The following is a 16,432-nucleotide window of genomic DNA, read 5'->3' as shown; positions in this document are numbered from 1 at the left end:
TGGCACCCGGCAATCTGGTTTTGGTATCCGCCGGCCTCGATCAGCGGGCGAAAACATCATTTTTAAATATCCTTTCTCATAACAGCGGAGCTTTTTGATGAAATTCCTGTTCTTGCTTTTCACCTTGACTGCCGTCAGCGCCTCAGCCTTGGCAGATACCGGCCACGGTCAGTCACACCAAAGTGAGCCCGCGCCCAGCCGAACGATCGATATTCAGGCCGGAAGCATGTGGTTCGACGCCGACAAACTGCAGATTGAACCCGGTAAGACGGTACGTTTTCGGATCGAAAACGTATCCATGATTCCCCACGAATTTTCTATCGGCAGCGGCCGCATGCAGCAGATGCATCGAGAAATGATGCAACAGGGCGGAGACCATCACGGCGCTGAAGGCAGCGATAAGATGATGGGCGATCATCACAACGGCATGATGGATCACGGTGAGACCCAAAGCGCAGCCGTCACCATAGCGCCGGGCGAGACCGAGACACTGATCTGGACCGCACCCGAGCAGGGCGACGTCATCGAGTACGCGTGCTTCCTTCCCGGTCATTACGAAGCCGGGATGAAAGGAACCGTCACCTTGAATTCGAACGCTTGAACCTTGGTCATGCGCACCGCACGCGCTCTTAGGTGATCTCACGCACGTTGGGGAATGAAATCCATGAAACATCGCTCGATCGATAATGATCGTCGTCGACTTCTGATCGCACTGGCCGGAACCGGCGCCCTAGCAGGATTGGAGTCACTGCTACCCAGCTATGCCCGAGGCGAGGCGCTCTCTTCGCAGAGTGGGGTCGCGGCGCTGGTTGCGGGCGGCTCGCCCCGCCCTGTCTCGCTGGATCTCGACGTGCGTCGAGAACGGGTTGCCATCGCCGGTGGCCTTGGCAGCGGCATCACCATCAATCGTTCGATTCCCGCGCCGCTAATCGAACTATGGGAGGGGCAAACCGCACGCCTGCGCATTCACAACCATCTCGATGAAGATACCTCTATTCATTGGCATGGTTTGCTCTTGCCGTTCGAGATGGATGGCGTGCCAGGTGTGTCGTTCCCCGGCATCGCACCTGGCGAAAGTTTTGAGGCGGCATTCCCCGTGCGCCAGAGCGGCACCTATTGGTATCACAGTCACTCCGGCATGCAGGAGCAGATCGGTCTGACCGGCCCGCTCGTCGTGCACCCTGCAGCCCCCCATCGGATACAGGCCGATCGCGAATACGTGATCATGCTCAACGACTGGACCTTTGAAGATCCACATAGAGTGATGGCACGGCTGAAAAGTCAAAGCGACTACTACAACTACAACGAACGCACGGCAGGCGATTTTTTCGAGGCCGTGGAGAAGCATGGTTGGAAAGCCACGCTACAAGACCGTCTGGCGTGGAACAATATGCGCATGAGTCCCAGAGACATTGCCGATGTGACAGGGTCGACGTACACCTACTTGATGAACGGCCGTCATCCGGCGGCTGGCTGGGAAGGACTCTTTCAACCGGAAGAGAGGATACGGCTGCGGGTTATCAATGCCTCGGCAATGACCTACTTTAACTTCCGCATTCCCGGCCTGGCCATGACAGTGGTAGGTGCTGACGGTGAGGAAGTGGAGCCGGTAGAAACCGACGAGTTTCAGATCGGTGTCGCAGAAACCTATGACGTTATCATCGAGCCGCGAGCAGACACTGCCTACACGCTGATGGCGGAATCAATGGACCGCAGTGGTTTCGCCTTGGGCACTTTGGCGCCTCGCGCTGGCATGCGCGCGGCGGTACCCCCGTTGAGAGAGCCACCGCAGCGCACGATGGTGGATATGGGTATGGATATGTCGCACGGCGCCATGGGCGGCATGGCCGCCGGTGAGATGAGTGGCATGAGCGATGGCAGCATGTCGATGAACCACGGCTCCATGAATGGCATGAGCGATGGTGGCATGTCGGGTATGAATCACGGCTCCAGGAATGGCATGGGCGATGGCAGCATGTCGGGCATGAATCACGCCGGCGGCAACCACAACGCCATGGCCGGAATGGGCGGAATGGGCGGAATGGGCGGAATGGGCGGAATGGGCGCAGAGGATGCCGGCCCGGTCGTGTCACGCCATGAGCAAGGCGGCCACGGACCCGGCAACATCAACGTCGCCGAGCTGCAGCGCAACCGGCTCGGTGAACGTGGGACCGGTCTCGAGACTGTCGATCATCGCGTGCTCACCTATAGTCAGCTACGCAACATCAAGCCCATGCGCGACCGACGCCCGCCGTCACGTACGATCGAACTGCACCTGACCGGCAATATGGATCGCTACATGTGGTCATTCGACGGCGTGAAGTATTCCGACGCCGAGCCAATCGACATCGTGCTGGGAGACCGTATTCGTCTGGTGCTGGTCAACGACACCATGATGGAGCATCCCATCCACCTACATGGCATGTTTATGGAGCTGGAGAACGGACAGGGGGAACACCTACCGTTCAAACACACGCTCAGCGTCCTGCCGGCCTCGCGTGCGTCATTACTTCTCACTGCAGATGAACCGGGTCGCTGGGCTTTCCACTGCCATTTGTTGTACCACATGGATGCCGGGATGTTCCGGGTAGTCAGAGTCGCTCCGGCGGAGGCGTTCGACAATGTTTAACAGCAAATTCACCTGTTGCGGAACACTCCTCCTCGCGGCTCTATGCTTGCCAGTCGCCGCTATCGCCGACAACCATGGCCGTGCCAATGTGGACGAAGTCGTCCCCGGCGGGCCTCTGAACGCCCACAGCGGCTCTCCCGCCGAGTGGAACGAACCGGTACATGATGACGCGCTGTTCAGCCAGATACTCCTGGATCGGTTCGAGTATCGCGACACAAACGGCGCCCCCAACGCCTGGCTGTGGGATGCCCAAGGCTGGATTGGAAACGACATCGACCGTTTCTGGTGGAAAAGCGAAGGAGAAGGGCCAACCAATGGAGGAGGTCCCGAAAGCAGCGATCTCCAGTTGCTCTATAGTCGCGCGATAAGCCCGTTCTGGAACTTGCAGACGGGCGTGCGTCAAAGCTTCAATCCGGACCCCGATCGACGCTTCGCGGTCGTTGGCTTTCAGGGGCTGGCACCTTTGATGATGGAAACCGACACTGCGTTATTCGTCAGTGACGAGGGTGATGTCAGCGCAAGCACCGAATTCGAATATGAAATGCTCATCACTCAACGACTGATTCTTCAGCCTCGGCTGGAGCTCTCGGCATCGCTTCAAGATGTGCCGGAATATGACCTGGAGCAAGGCCTCAACAGCAGCGAGGTCGGGCTGAGGCTAAGTTATAGCCTGATACGGGAGATCAGCCCTTACGTGGGGATCAGTCATGAACGCAATTACGACGAGGATGAATCGACTACTGCATGGGTAGTGGGTCTGCGAGCCTGGTACTGAGTCTCTGCTGTGGGGAGGAGGAAGCATCACGATGGCATTTTTACCCGTGAAGGACACACCTGATCGCTACGGCAGAATCAGCCGATGGTTACACTGGGGAATCGGCGCGCTGCTGCTTTGGCAACTTGGCGGGATGGCAGCAAAAATATTATGGGGACACCCACAGTGGGTACAAGCCTGGCTTTCGACCCATCAACCCCTGGGCACGCTGTTGATGGGCTTGATTGTACTTCGCGCACTTTGGGCACTGTTCAACTTACGCCACCGCCCAGCTCACGTCGGCAAGTTAGCCAAAATCGCGACTTTGTCGCACTTATTGCTCTATCTGCTAATGCTGGGAATACCGGCTCTCGGGCTCTACATGACCTGGCTCGGTGGTCAGCCCTTCGCACCTTTCGGCATACCTTTATTCGACGGCGGAAGCACCCAAGGTCCTCGGATGATGCAGGCTCGCCAGTGGCATGTCTGGCTTGGCTGGACCCTGCTGGTGCTGATTGTCGGTCATGCCGGTATGGCACTGCTTTGGCACGGCCTGATACGCCGGGATGGTACTCTTAGCCGCATAGCCGGGCCCCGGCGCCGCTGATCTAGCGTCAGTTCGAAGCAAGATTTCGAAGATATTCGGATGAAATAATTGGTAGAGCTCCCTGTTTCCAATCTTTTGATCCTCTTGAAGAGTCGATGGATCGGACCGAAAATACTTGTCGGACTCAGGGAGACTCATGCAGGAAACCATGAATGCCGTCTCATCGTCATAGGTGTGACGTATCCATCATGGTTTGAGTGATTCTAGTCGGTGTCCTTTATAATTCGATAGTTTGCATATGGATCCCGTGCGATCGTGTTAGACAATGCGGCCTTTCCCGATCCTTATGTTCGTCAAAATGCAGGACAAATGCAGCTATAATTCGGAAATTGGAGGACTCACTCGCCAAACAAGCTAACCAGTGCCGCTCTGCTGGTCGGTTCTTCAAGATTTATTTGCTGGCAACACGGCATCCCCTACCCTCTACCGGCTACCGGCTACCGGCTACCGGCTACCGGCTATAGAAATATCATTTCCTATGCACCAAACCTTTTCAGTCATTTTAAACACCGTTAGTGGTCTGAATCTTCAAGCAGATTCGAGAAACGTTCGAAATACAGAGAGGCTATAAAGAAACAGAGTTTAACATAAGTGGTGCTATCATAGGTCGGACGAGGTGTCGTGGCATGAACATCTGAAGACCTATCTAATTTGGTGAAAGGATTGCAATGTGATAGAACAAGCAGAACCGCAAAGAAAACATTCACTTAGTGCAATTGACTTACGCCACCCCATTACCAGATTCGCTTTTCAAGTTTATCCATCAATATTCGTATCGCTTTCAGCTCCAGTTCAGATTCGTCGCACATACTTAGGCTGTACCAACTTTTAGGAGATTGTCATGAACCGTGGAATTCAAGCATTGACCTTAGCGCTTGCCGTGGCTATCACTGCACCCGCCTTTGCTGCTCCGGGACATCAAGATACAGCGAACAAGATATTACAAGAAGGTATCTCTTCTACCCAGCAGTTAGCGAGCACCTCCGTTCGCTACCAAGTCCCGGTTGATCGGGCTGGTAAGCTTTACTTAAGCAGCGAACACCTTGCCAGCGATTCAGGCCAATCAATGGCAATCGAAGCTGCATTATACAACTCTGCTGATCAGCTACTAGCTAGCGACACCGACAACAGTGGACACTTCATGATCACCGAGGACGTAACACCGGGGCAGTACTACCTTGAGATAAAAGGTTCTGCACTGGGCAGTGTCAACGAGTCAAACAGTCGTTACAACATACACATGGGATTTGAATAGCCACAAAAAATAATTAAATCAACGCACCAGGCCCTAAACAAAGGGCCTGGCTGTCACGTTTTTGGCAAATGCTTTTGCAAAAGAATAGTTAAAAAAAGAACCTATGTACGTGATTCAGCCTTAAAAACAGTAGACCAAGCTCTTTCCACCTAATGAACACTAAACAGAGCGGCATCATCGACCCACTCAGCTCTCGCTTGAAAAGCCCGCACGCCCAACTAAAACCTGGAATCCCTCGATCGTGTATTTATAGGAATTCTCGGTATGTTGCGTCTCTCCAGCCTCGAAACGGAAAATTTCGTCGACCACCTCGATCTTCTGGGCAATATCGCTGACCAAGTGCATCTCGGTACGCGATTGCGCTTCGCTGTAAAACGCCATAGGCGAAAATGAACTGCGGATCGAGATCGGCCTCAAATTCGCGGCACGGCCGCTCGAGCAGATTGAAGTTGAGGGCCGCCGTCACCCCGCTACATCGTTGTAAGCAGCATTGAGGATTGTGGCGTCCTTGATCAGGTCGACGCCGATCAGCAAACCGCTATCCCCAGGCAGCATTGAGTGCAGGCTGTGCAGAAATGGCTCCGTTTCCTGCAGTGTGAAGTTACCGATGCTCGAGCCGGGAAAGAAAGCTACCGGATGATCGCACGCCAGCCCCTTGGGCATCGCCACGCGCTGCGAAAAGTCAGCATAAGCAGCATGAAGGATAGTCAGCGACGAGACATCGCGTACTATCCAGCAGGAAATCACGGGTAATATCCATACCCAGATAGCTCGTCGGTCGCACCGTCTCGAACAACAGGCGGACATTGCGGCTCGCTTCGCTACCCAGTTCGATCAGCGTGGCATCCCGGCCTACCACATTGGCGATGTCATCGGCGGCATCGCGCAGGATCGCTTCCTCCGTGTGTGGGATAATACTCAGGCTGTTCGCAGATCTGGTCAAACAGCTCCGAACCACGCCGATCGTATAACACTAGGGTGATGCCATCTTGGGGGCCGACCTCAGGCCTCGAAGCAACTCGTCGCGTAGCGATTTGAAGGCAACCGGAGGTTGCTGATCGTGGAAACGCACGGCTGTTGCCGTGTTCGACATTATGGTCACGCCTCTCTTGCCAGGCGAAATCCCGAGAATGCCCAGCGGGCATGAGGCGGGAAGAAGTTGCGATAGGTGACGCGGATGTGATCGGCCGGCGTCGCACAACAGCCGCCTCTCAACACCATCTGGCCGGACATGAACTTGCCGTTGTATTCCCCCAGACTGCCCGGCAACTTGCGAAACCCCGGATAGGGGCGATAGGCGCTGCCCGTCCACTCCCAGACATCGCCGAACATTTGTCCTGGCACTTCCGCTGGCTGCACGGCCGCGACCGGCTGCAGATGGTCCTGCTCGACGAAGTTCCCCTGCCCGAAGTTGCCCTGAATGGCGGCATCATGGGCCACCGTCTCCCACTCGGCCTCGGTGGGCAGGCGGGCACCGGCCCACTGTGCATAGGCATCGGCCTCGAAGAAGCTGACATGGCAGACCGGCGCGTTCATGTCGACCGGTACCAGGCCGCCCAGAGTGTAGTGGTGCCAGACACCGTCGCGCTCGACCCAGTAGAGCGGCGCCTGCCAGCCTTCGGCCTCGACCGTGGCCCAGCCGTCCGACAGCCAGTGCTCGGGCTTGTCGTATCCCCCCGCCTGCATGAACGCGAGAAACTCGCCGTTGGTCACCGGGCGGTCGGCGATCTGGAAAGCCTCGACGAACTGGCGGTGGCGCCCCATCTCGTTGTCATAGGCAAAGCCCTCCTTGGTTTCGTCGTGGCCGATGTACCGAACGCCGGCCGGATAGACATGCCAGCCGAGCGCAGCGACGTCATGCGCGGGCGTCAGCGCCAGGTCGTTCCGGTAGGCCGGGCACAACGGGTTCTGAGCCAGGATGTGCTTGATATCCATTAGCAGCAGCTCCTGATGCTGCTGTTCGTGCGGCAGGCCCAGCTCGAGACGTCGGAGAATCTCCTGGAGATGTTCCTGCGGTGGATCGCTGAGCAGCGCTTCCATGGCCCGGTCGACGTGAGCGCGATAGCGATAGACATCGTCCACGGTCGGCCGCGAGATCATGCCGCGTTCGGGCCGGGGGAACGGCGTGCCGTGGGTCACGTAATAGGAGTTGAAGAGGTGATCGTACGCGGGGTCGAGGGTCTGGTAGGCGGGCAGGAACGGTTTCAGGATGAAGGCTTCGAAAAACCAGCTGACATGGGCGATGTGCCATTTCGGCGGGCTGACATCCGGCATGCTCTGCACCATGTAGTCTTCCTTGTGCAGAGGCGCACAGATGGCCTCGGTGGCGGCACGAATCCGCTGGTACGCGCGCAGCCACTCCTTGGCGTGCAGGTTGTCTGGCGTTTCGATGGCCAAACCTTGAGCAGGTGACATAAATGACTCCTTTCTCAGTATCACTCCATTGACGTGGATCCGGCAGGCCAGGCCCGCCGGGGCCTACAGGGCAAAGCGTATCGATTCTGTAAACAGCGAGAGCGCTTCCGCGCCGAGTCCTCCGACGATCAGCAGCACGCCCGCCACGGCCATCGTGGCACGCGCCCACTGGCCCGACAGCACATGCACGGCGGACCGATGATTGCCGAACATCATCGGCGCGACGATGCGCAGGTAATAGAACAGCGAGACGACGGTGTTGATTGCCGCCACGAGCGCCAGCCAGGCGTAACCGCCGTCGAGGGTGACGCGAAACAGCATCAGCTTGCCGAAGAAGCCGACCAGCGGCGGGATCCCCACCAGGGACAACAGCGACACGATCAGTATCGTGGCCGCGATCGGTGCGTGTCGGGCCAGCCCCCGGTAATCGTCCAGTGCGGTACGTCCCCGCAGGTGCGTGACCACGGCGAAGGCAGCCAGGTTGGCCGTGGCATAGCTCGCCAGGAAGAACACCAGTGCCGGCAGGGCCTGATCGCTGACACCCAGCACCACGATGGCCATCAGGGCATAGCCGGACTGGGAAACCGATGACCAGCCCAGCAGGCGGCGCACGTCCGTCTGTCGCAACGCCGCCACGTTACCCAGCGTCATGGTAGCGACGGAGATCAATGCCACGATCGCCCGCGAGGCGACGTCCGGCGGCAGCAGGGAGACGAAACGGGCCAGCGCCACTGCGGCACCGACCTTGGGAATGACAGTCAAGAAGGCCGCCGCCGGTACTGGCGAGCCCTGCGCCACGTCCGGCATCCAGGCGTGAGCCGGAAACGCCGCCAGCTTGAAGGTCAGGCCCAGCACAACGCAGGCCGTGGCAATGGTAAGCGCCAGGCGGTCGCTGTCCGTGGCAAGCGTTTGGGCGATGTCCGGATACCCGGTACTGCCGGTCAGGCCGAACAGCACCACCACCCCGATCGTCAGCAACGTATTGGTCAAGGCGCCGATCAGGAAATACTTCATCCCGGCTTCCAGCGCGGGCGCCCAGCCACGGTGATAGGCGGCCAGCGGGTAACTCGCCACCGATGACAGCAGCACGCCCAACACCAGTTCCATGGTATCGCTGGCCGATGCCATCATGATGACGCCCAGCAGGGCGAACAGCACCAGCGCGTAGTACTCGCCATGGCGGCGATCGGTCCGCATCCATTCAGGCGACATCGCGACAACCAGCGCACCGGCGACCAGCACCACCAGCTTGCTGGCGAGCGCCACGCCATCCAGGGCCCAGACACCGGAAAACGTCAGCCGCGGCGCCCCGCCCCATTGCGCGACGGTCAACCCCGCGCCGAGGCCGATGGCGAGCAGGGCCAGCACGGCTGCCCAGTGATGCTGCCGCTGACGGACGAAGCTGGCGAACAGGACGATCGCCACGGCACCCAGCGTCAGGCTGATTTCCGGCAGTACGTCACCGATAGGCATCAGCGACCTCCCACCAGCAGCGTCGCCGATGCCTCGACCAGGGTCAGCAGAAACGCCGGCGCCACGCCGATGATCACGAAGCCTGCCGACAGCACCGCGAGCACGCCCCACTCGATGGGACGCAGATCCTCGAACTGCGCCCAGCGCTCCGGCATCGCCCCGAAGAACACCTTCTGCAGCATCTGCAGAAACAGCGCCGCCGTCACCAGGATGCCCAGCACACCGATGACGGCGAGCCATGGATAGACACCGAAGGTGCCGGCAAAGATATGGAACTCCGCCACGAAACCGGCCAAGCCGGGCAGGCCCAGGCTGGCAAAGGAGGCGAGCACGGCGAAGGCGGTCAGCCACGGGGCCTGACGAAGCAGACCACCGTAGCTGTCCAGGTCATACTCCTCGGTACGCTGCCAGAACGAGCCACAGATCAGGAACAGCGCCCCGGTAATCAGGCCGTGCGCCACCATTTCCATCGTGGCCCCCACCAGGGCCAGCTCGCGGGCATATCCGGTGTCCTGGATCAGGGCACCGGCGGCGGCGATACCCAGCACCGTGTAGCCCATGTGATTGATCGACGTGTAGGCGATACGTCGTTTCAGGTTGCTCTGACCAAGCGCCACGAAAGCCCCGTAGAGAATCGACGCGACCGCGAACAGCGCAATGACCAGGGCATAGCGTGAGAACGTCTCCGCCATCATGGCGAACGGAATGCGGATGATTCCGTAAGTACCCATCTTGAGCAGCACCCCGGCGAGAATCGCCGAGACCGGCCCCGGGGCATCGACATGCGCCTGGGGCAGCCAGGTATGCACGGGCACCACCGGTGTCTTGATGGCGAAGCCGAGCATGAGGGCGAGGAACACCAGGCCGGCCGTCATGCCCGCGCCCGCCAGCGGTTGCTGCTCGATGAGCACGCGCATGTCGAAGGTATGCGGTTCGACCGACAGATAGAGTCCGATGATCGCTAACAGCAGCAACAGCGAGCCGCAGAAGGTGTATAGAAAAAACTTGAACGCGGCGAACTGCGCCTGGCCATGCCCCCAACGGCCGATCAGGAAGAACATCCCCACGAGGCTCAGGTCGAAAAAGACATAGAAGAGCAGCAGGTCCAGCGCCAGAAAGACACCCAGTGACACGGACTGCAGAAAGAGCATCCAGGCGTAGTACTGGCGAGGCTGATGCTTCGTGTCCACGGGGTAGGCGATGCTGGCCGAGAAGACTAGCGCACTCATCGTCGCGACAGCCAGCGCAATGCCATCCACGCCCAACCTGTAGCTCATGCCCAGGCTGGGTACCCAGGGCACCTCCTCGACGAACTGGAATAGCGCACCTTGCGGATCGAACTGTCGCCACGCCCAGGCCAGCAACAACACCGGCAACACCGAGACCGCGATGGCAAACCGGCGAGCCGTGGCCTCGGTCCAAAGGCTTGAAACGGCGAGTGCGAGAGCCCCCAGCATGGGAAGCCCCAAGGCTGCAGTCAAAATCAAAGGAGCGCTCCTATGCTCAGGATGATCAGGATCGCGGCGAGTCCTGCCGCGATACCGGTGTAGTAGTGATGCATCTGCCCAGTGTGCACCCGACGTGCCACTTGCCCCGCCCAATCGACACCCTTCGCGAGCTGGTTCGTGGCCCCATCGAACGCGCCTTCGCCACGCCGCTCTCCCAGCCTGGCCAACCACGCACCGAAGCGGGCACTGCCCCGGATCCCGGCATCCACGGCGCGATCGTCGAAGCGTGCCAGGCCATGGCTGAAAATCAGCACGGCATTCGCACCACATGCTGCCAGCCTCGGCAGGCCCAGCCAGTCCGCCACGCCGGTTCGCGTGGCGCCAGGTCGGCGCGCCCCCGTCACTTCACGACGCACCGCCCAGACGCCCAGGCCCATGCCCAGCGCCACCAGCAGTAGCGACAGGATGAGTTCCCACGGCCTGGTCCCGGGAAAGTGCACGGACAGCCAATCGGCGAGACCATTTCCGACACCGGGCCACCAGAGTAGCGACAGTGCCAATGTGCCTGCCGCCAGCAGGTAGAGCGCGGCGGCTTCCGCCCGGGAGTGGCCGGGCCGGGAGACAGCCTCGCTCATGCGGTCATGCCGCCCCCGCCCGAACGCCAGCAGCTGAAAGCGCGTGGCGTACAGCGCACTGAGCCCTGCCGCCACGGCGACGATCACGGCCAGCCAGGGCGCCTGATGGCCGGCGGCCGTGACGATCTTCTCCTTGCTCCACGCCGCACTCAGCGGAACGACGCCCGCCAGCGCCAGGCTGGCCACCATGCTGGCTGCCGCGACGCCAGGAAGCAGGCGACCCAGGCGCATCGCCGTCAGCGAATAGCTGTCGACATGGCGTTCGGCGATGCCGGCGGCCAGGAACAGCGCCGCTTTGGTGAATGCATGCGTGACGAAGTGCACCAGGGCGACGCCGGGAAAGCCCGCCCCTGCCGCCAGCCACATCAGGCCATACTGGGCCGATGTCGAGGCGGCCAGCAGCTTCTTGGCATGGCCCTGAAGACAGGCCACGAGCCCCCCTGACAGGGCAGTGGTCAACCCCAGCGTGATGGCGACCGGCGCAAACCAGGCGACGGCGGAGAGTTCCGCATGCAGCCGGACCACCAGATAGATCCCCGCCGCGACCATGGTCGCCGCATGGAGCAATGCCGACACCGGTGTCGGCCCGGACATGGCGGCAAACAGCCAGGGAGAGAACGGCACCTGGGCGGATTTCGCGGCGGCGGCCAGCACGACGCCGGCAACGAACACGTCCAGCCGCCACCCATCGAGTTGGGCCAGGTCTGCAAAGGCAAACGAGCCCGTGCCGGCGAACGCTGCCGCCGCGGCGATGTACAGCCCCAGATCCCCGAAGCGAGTGACCAGGAACGCCCAGGCGGCATCCCGCAGGTTGCCGGCCTTCTGCCATTCATGGGCGATCAGCGCCCACGAGCATGCCCCGACCAGTTCCCAGGCGATCAGCAGGGTGACGAAATCCTCGGCCAGGACGAGCAGTTCCATCGCGCCGACGAACGCCGTCAGCAGCACCATCAGTCCGACGGGTGGGCGCGCCGTTCCCCCGCCACTGACCGGCGATGCTTCATGGTAGGCGCTGTAGACGATGATCGGCGCGGCGATCAGTGGCACGACGATGGCGAACACGGCGCTCGCGGACGTCATCCCGAGCGACAGAACGACTCGGGAACTCCAGCGATAGGTGCCGCTCCAGTCCACCGTGACCGCGACACTCACGAGCAGCAAGGTAGCGACCGTGATCGCCACCCCCGCCAGGGTCAGCATGGCACGGCCCCTGTCGTCGCCCGGCCAACGCTTGCCGACCCCATGGATGACGAGGGCCGCCAGCAGCGGCACGAGAGGAACGGACCACAGCATCAATATTTCAGCCCGGTCAGCGATTCGGTCATGTCGGCCTGTTTACCGCGAAAGACCGCGACCACCAGGGCGAACCCCATCGCCATCTCGATGGCCATCACGGCCATGACGATGATCGTCAGCAGTTGGCCTTCCGGTGCTCCGGCCCCGCTGAAGGCCCAGAAAGCCACCGCCGCCAGCATGACACCGTTGAGGATCAGCTCCAGTCCCATCATCAACATCACGAACGACTGCTGGGAAAGCGCGCCATAGATCCCGATACCGATCAGTGCCGCTGCCAATAGCAAAAGTGTGGCGAGTGTCATGCAAGCCTCCCTGCCTGTCTGTCCCGCTCAGTGATGATGGTGATGATGGTGATGCTCGCCCTCGCCCGCTTCGTCCTCCTCGGGCTTGCCTGCCGGGTCGCCGCCCGGTTCCAGCCCCGGCGGCATCGAGCCCTCCGCCGCTGCGCCATAGCGCCCGCGATGGCTCGACAGCACCACCACGCCGATCATGGTGGTCAGCAGCACGAGACCCGCCGATTCGAAAATCAGCATCGAATCACCGAGCATTTCGTTGCCTAGTGATCTGACGGGTTCGAGGTCTGCCGGCACCGGCTGATCGGGAAATACCGCCAACAGGGCCATGGCGCCCAGTATCAGAAAACCGGCGATGCCGGCCCCGATGGCGATACGTTCCTGGTGGACCATGTTCATGGGATTCAGGCCGGCCGGGTTCATCATGAACATGACCATGAACAGCGCCATGACCGTCATTTCCACGGCCATCATGAAGAACATGGCAACGCCCAGGTATTCCGCCGCCAACAGGATCATGATCACGCCCACGGCGATGAACGACACCAGCAGAAAGAAGGAGGCCCGTACCATCGAGTCGGTGCGAAACACGCGCCACCCGGTGGCCACCGCCAGCGTGGCCAGCAGCAGAAACGCGATATCGACACCGATGCCGTCATTCATGCTCTCCATCACAACAGCGCTCCTATCCCGGCCCACACCAGATCGATAAACGACAGCGGCAGCAACACGACCCACATCAAGGTGACGCAGCGCTCCGGCGCCAGTCGCGGCAGTAGCCGCCCGAGCAACAGCAGCACGCTCAATACCGCCAGCATCTTGAGGGACATCCATAACGGGCCGGGCAGCCAGGGCCCCAGCCCCCCCCCCAGGAAGGCAGTCGCTGCCACGCCGCTGAACGCAACCAGCATGGCCGCCCGGGCCATGTCCCAGACCAGCCGTGGCGGTCCCGAGATCTCCGAGGCCGTGCCGCCGGCCAGATCCGTCGAATCGGCCAGGTTCAGCGGCCCCCAGAAGGTCATGCCCAGGCCGACGATGAGAAACAGCGGCAGCCCCAGCGGCTGGCGAATGACGTTCCACAGCCCTTCCTGCGAAGCCACCACCTGGGTGAACTGCAGCGATTCGGCCGGCAATGCCACGCCGATCAGCACGAACATGCTGATCAGGATGTAGGAGAGCCCCAGCGCCACGTACCGGTACCCGCCGATCAAGGCCAGTAACGAATTCGCCGACCAGCCATGCAAGAAGATGACGACGGTCGCCAGCGCTTCCACGCTGCCCCACAGCACCACGCTGGTGACCAGATCCGTGGCGACCAGCGATGCCGACCATGGCACCACCGCCAGCCCGCCCGCCGCCAACGCCAGATACAGGGCTGGTGCCAGCCGCCAGGCTCGCCAGTCAGGCGCTTCGGTGGCATTGGCGTGCTGGATCAGCAACCAGGCTCCGCGCGCTATCGGCGCCAGCCAGATACCTCCGGCCTGGGGGGTGCCAAGCGCGCTGGCAACCAGGCGATCGAGCACGGCAACGGCATAACCGCCGACAACCAACATGAAGATCACCATGAGAACCGGCAGAAACAGCTCGCTAAACATCGTTCCCGGTGCCTCCCCGTACCGCCCGGGACTCGCCGGATGGCCGTGTGCCGACAGGTTGATCGGCCACCCCCGCGACATCCAGGCTGGCGACCGTCGCCAGGGCATCGCCCCACTCCAGCCCGGGTAACAGCTCGTCGAAGAGCGCGCTCGCATCCGCCGGCCGCCGCGCCGACCAGGGGCCACGCGGTGTCTCGACGCTGCCTGTTCGCTCCGTGTGTACCCTGTCGCGTTCGGCCAGACGGGCCAGATGGAGGGACTGATCGATTTCGTCCAGAAGCTGCCGCCAGCGAGCATGGGTATCGCCCGCAGTCTGACAGACGGGAGAGAACCCCAATCGTCGATAGCCGGCATCCTCCGAGCGTAGGTCATCAGCCATTCCGGCAGCTCGAGCGGCGGACCCACCGATCATGCGCGCCTGCTCGGGGCCGAGCACGCCGCCGCCCGCCGTCAGGCGAAAGAAGCCGCTACGTGATAGTGCGCGCCGCAATCCATCGAGGGTACTCGACGTCGACAATCCATGCGCCAGACGCAAGGTCCGCAGGCTCACATTCTCCAGACCCGCCAGGTGCAATGCATGGAACAGCCGGTGAAGGTGATGGCGGGCCCGGGCAAGCTCGACCTCCGCAATGGGGACGGGGCGCTCGCGAGCGTTGAAAAAGATATCGTCGAGAGATTGTGGATATGGCGCAAATTGCGTTTGCCATGTCTGCACGAGATCCCCCTGCAGGGTGATCTCCGCCGCCATGCCGGGCGGAAACGCGAAAAAGAACGGCCCCAGCCGGAAAGTCAGTGAATCCAGCGTCAATCCGTCGCGGATGTCATCTGCCATGTTCATGGCCATGGGTCGCCCGTAGGGCACCCCGCCCATCATGCCTTCACCGCCCTGGCCGAAATCGCCCTCGCCTTCCCAAGGGTTGGGCGGCTCGTCCGGCAGGAGACGATGGGTACTGCCGCGGCAGCCTTCCATCAATTCGAGATGCGCCGTGACCAGTGCGCCGGGCAGGTCGTCGAGATCGTCGATACGGGCCACGCGTTCCAGATGAGGCCAGGGTTCGCTGCGAAACCACAGCGTCGTGAAGGGGTATGGCAATTGGTCATGCACCCGACGCAGGGGCTCGAAGCGGTCGGCCGGAATCTCCCCCGCCACCAGCAACACACTGGCGTGGCGCGGCGAGTCGACCAGTTCGATTTGCGGAGAAAGCGCGAGATGCCGCAGCGCGCCATCACCCTGCTTGCCCAGCACGGGAAACACAGGAACGCTGCCACGCGAGGCGAGTTTGTGCAGCCAGTTCACTGCCACTTGAACACCCCCTCACGCCAGGCATAGACGATGCCCACCGACAGGATGGCGAGAAACATGCCCATCTCCATCATGGCCTTCTTGCCCGTCTCGACGAACACGACCGCCCACGGGTACATGAACATCATCTCCATCTCGAAGGCGATCAACAGCAGCGTCATGGAGTAGTAGCGAACGTGGTAGCGGCTCCAGGCGTGGCTGTCGGGCGTCCCCCCGCCCAGAAACGGCACGCGCTGGGACCATCTGGGCCGAGGCTGATGACGCATGGGCAGCCACTGCACCAGCAGCCCGGCGCCCAGTACCACGATCAGAATGATGAGAAGAGCGAACAGCTCCATGCGGATCCCTCGCGTCGCTGATTCAAACGAACCTGGGCCAGAGACAATGACCGCGGGTCCCAGTCCCTTCGCTGATAACCAGCCCTTTATCGAAGGGTAGGCGGCTGACCTGAACGCAAACTGAATAAGCGTCCTCATTTAGCTCCCTGGATAAAGTAGGTCAACAATAGCCAAGGTGCGAGGCAGAGTCGGCCGTCACGCAGCCAGCGGCATCGGGTCATGCGGAAGTTACGGTCGGCTGGAACGGCAAGGTGTGAACGACAGTGTAGTGGTCAACTATTTCCGGACAGTATTTTAAGGTTTTCCTCGGCCACAACGGGGGACATGCTGTCATTGAAGGCATGAGGTCGCTGTCGGTTGTAGTACCCCATCAGATACTCACCAACGTCTT

At 61.0% G+C, this 16,432-nt stretch carries 14 protein-coding genes and 1 pseudogene; 5 read left to right on the top strand and 10 right to left on the bottom strand.

What is annotated here, in order from left to right; genetic code table 11:
• The first annotated feature begins 97 nt into the window (after positions 1–97).
• The 5 genes from F0A16_RS19485 to F0A16_RS19465 all read left to right on the top strand — a co-directional run bounded on the left by F0A16_RS19485 (position 98) and on the right by F0A16_RS19465 (position 5,245).
• Entirely contained in the window at positions 98–601 is a 504-nt protein-coding gene (locus F0A16_RS19485; RefSeq protein ID WP_035476223.1) for a cupredoxin domain-containing protein, read from the top strand.
• 63 nt (positions 602–664) lie between these two features.
• Positions 665–2,629, top strand: coding sequence for a copper resistance system multicopper oxidase (locus F0A16_RS19480; RefSeq protein ID WP_149437374.1), 1,965 nt, complete (start codon positions 665–667; stop codon positions 2,627–2,629).
• On the top strand, positions 2,622–3,404 hold the full coding sequence (locus tag F0A16_RS19475) for a copper resistance protein B (RefSeq protein ID WP_051896465.1): 783 nt from the start codon (positions 2,622–2,624) through the stop codon (positions 3,402–3,404). Before F0A16_RS19480 ends, F0A16_RS19475 begins: the two co-directional genes overlap by 8 nt.
• A 31-nt stretch (positions 3,405–3,435) precedes the next feature.
• Positions 3,436–3,990 carry a cytochrome b gene (locus tag F0A16_RS19470; RefSeq protein WP_081919660.1) on the top strand — a complete coding sequence of 185 codons (555 nt, stop codon included), beginning with the start codon at positions 3,436–3,438 and terminating at the stop codon, positions 3,988–3,990.
• Between the two features lie 841 nt (positions 3,991–4,831).
• Positions 4,832–5,245, top strand: coding sequence for a hypothetical protein (locus F0A16_RS19465; protein WP_149437372.1), 414 nt, complete (start codon positions 4,832–4,834; stop codon positions 5,243–5,245).
• A gap of 186 nt (positions 5,246–5,431) precedes the next feature.
• Here the strand turns inward: F0A16_RS19465 and F0A16_RS19460 are convergent.
• The 10 genes and pseudogenes from F0A16_RS19460 to F0A16_RS19415 all read right to left on the bottom strand — a co-directional run bounded on the left by F0A16_RS19460 (position 5,432) and on the right by F0A16_RS19415 (position 16,041).
• A pseudogene (locus tag F0A16_RS19460) lies at positions 5,432–6,390 on the bottom strand (L-histidine N(alpha)-methyltransferase).
• Positions 6,344–7,660 (bottom strand): ergothioneine biosynthesis protein EgtB, encoded by a 1,317-nt coding sequence (egtB, locus tag F0A16_RS19455; RefSeq protein WP_149437370.1) that lies wholly within the window; start codon positions 7,658–7,660, stop codon positions 6,344–6,346. Before egtB ends, F0A16_RS19460 begins: the two are co-directional and overlap by 47 nt.
• 63 nt (positions 7,661–7,723) lie before the next feature.
• Complete coding sequence (locus F0A16_RS19450; protein WP_149437368.1) at positions 7,724–9,133, bottom strand: NADH-quinone oxidoreductase subunit N; 1,410 nt, start codon at positions 9,131–9,133, stop codon at positions 7,724–7,726.
• On the bottom strand, positions 9,133–10,620 hold the full coding sequence (locus F0A16_RS19445) for a complex I subunit 4 family protein (protein ID WP_149437365.1): 1,488 nt from the start codon (positions 10,618–10,620) through the stop codon (positions 9,133–9,135). Before F0A16_RS19445 ends, F0A16_RS19450 begins: the two co-directional genes overlap by 1 nt.
• Entirely contained in the window at positions 10,617–12,509 is a 1,893-nt protein-coding gene (locus F0A16_RS19440; RefSeq protein WP_149437363.1) for an NADH-quinone oxidoreductase subunit 5 family protein, read from the bottom strand. The genes F0A16_RS19445 and F0A16_RS19440 overlap by 4 nt, the downstream gene beginning before the upstream one ends.
• Entirely contained in the window at positions 12,509–12,814 is a 306-nt protein-coding gene (nuoK, locus tag F0A16_RS19435) for an NADH-quinone oxidoreductase subunit NuoK (protein ID WP_149437360.1), read from the bottom strand. Before nuoK ends, F0A16_RS19440 begins: the two co-directional genes overlap by 1 nt.
• Positions 12,815–12,841: 27 nt before the next feature.
• The gene (locus tag F0A16_RS19430; RefSeq protein ID WP_239023900.1) at positions 12,842–13,477 is read right to left on the bottom strand and encodes an NADH-quinone oxidoreductase subunit J; all 636 of its coding nucleotides are present in this window, start codon (positions 13,475–13,477) and stop codon (positions 12,842–12,844) included.
• Positions 13,477–14,400 (bottom strand): NADH-quinone oxidoreductase subunit H, encoded by a 924-nt coding sequence (locus tag F0A16_RS19425; RefSeq protein ID WP_149437358.1) that lies wholly within the window; start codon positions 14,398–14,400, stop codon positions 13,477–13,479. The genes F0A16_RS19430 and F0A16_RS19425 overlap by 1 nt, the downstream gene beginning before the upstream one ends.
• Positions 14,393–15,703 (bottom strand): NADH-quinone oxidoreductase subunit D-related protein, encoded by a 1,311-nt coding sequence (locus F0A16_RS19420; RefSeq protein ID WP_149437356.1) that lies wholly within the window; start codon positions 15,701–15,703, stop codon positions 14,393–14,395. Before F0A16_RS19420 ends, F0A16_RS19425 begins: the two co-directional genes overlap by 8 nt.
• Positions 15,694–16,041, bottom strand: coding sequence for an NADH-quinone oxidoreductase subunit A (locus F0A16_RS19415; RefSeq protein WP_149437354.1), 348 nt, complete (start codon positions 16,039–16,041; stop codon positions 15,694–15,696). The genes F0A16_RS19420 and F0A16_RS19415 overlap by 10 nt, the downstream gene beginning before the upstream one ends.
• Between the last annotated feature and the right edge of the window lie 391 nt (positions 16,042–16,432).

Origin of the sequence: Salinicola corii, from assembly GCF_008298015.1 — a bacterium.
GTDB lineage: Bacteria > Pseudomonadota > Gammaproteobacteria > Pseudomonadales > Halomonadaceae > Salinicola > Salinicola corii.
This window is presented reverse-complemented; position numbering and strand designations above follow the sequence as displayed.

Excerpts from the sequence above, each read along its gene's own strand:
- F0A16_RS19430 (WP_239023900.1), bottom strand. The coding sequence starts at position 13,477 with ATGGAGAGCATGAATGACGGCATCGGTGTCGATATCGCGTTTCTGCTG.
- nuoK (WP_149437360.1), bottom strand. The coding sequence starts at position 12,814 with ATGACACTCGCCACACTTTTGCTATTGGCAGCGGCACTGATCGGTATC.
- F0A16_RS19465 (WP_149437372.1), top strand. The coding sequence starts at position 4,832 with ATGAACCGTGGAATTCAAGCATTGACCTTAGCGCTTGCCGTGGCTATC.
- F0A16_RS19450 (WP_149437368.1), bottom strand. The coding sequence starts at position 9,133 with ATGCCTATCGGTGACGTACTGCCGGAAATCAGCCTGACGCTGGGTGCC.
- F0A16_RS19480 (WP_149437374.1), top strand. The coding sequence starts at position 665 with ATGAAACATCGCTCGATCGATAATGATCGTCGTCGACTTCTGATCGCA.
- F0A16_RS19440 (WP_149437363.1), bottom strand. The coding sequence starts at position 12,509 with ATGCTGTGGTCCGTTCCTCTCGTGCCGCTGCTGGCGGCCCTCGTCATC.
- F0A16_RS19485 (WP_035476223.1), top strand. The coding sequence starts at position 98 with ATGAAATTCCTGTTCTTGCTTTTCACCTTGACTGCCGTCAGCGCCTCA.
- F0A16_RS19470 (WP_081919660.1), top strand. The coding sequence starts at position 3,436 with ATGGCATTTTTACCCGTGAAGGACACACCTGATCGCTACGGCAGAATC.
- F0A16_RS19415 (WP_149437354.1), bottom strand. The coding sequence starts at position 16,041 with ATGGAGCTGTTCGCTCTTCTCATCATTCTGATCGTGGTACTGGGCGCC.
- F0A16_RS19475 (WP_051896465.1), top strand. The coding sequence starts at position 2,622 with ATGTTTAACAGCAAATTCACCTGTTGCGGAACACTCCTCCTCGCGGCT.
- egtB (WP_149437370.1), bottom strand. The coding sequence starts at position 7,660 with ATGTCACCTGCTCAAGGTTTGGCCATCGAAACGCCAGACAACCTGCAC.
- F0A16_RS19425 (WP_149437358.1), bottom strand. The coding sequence starts at position 14,400 with ATGTTTAGCGAGCTGTTTCTGCCGGTTCTCATGGTGATCTTCATGTTG.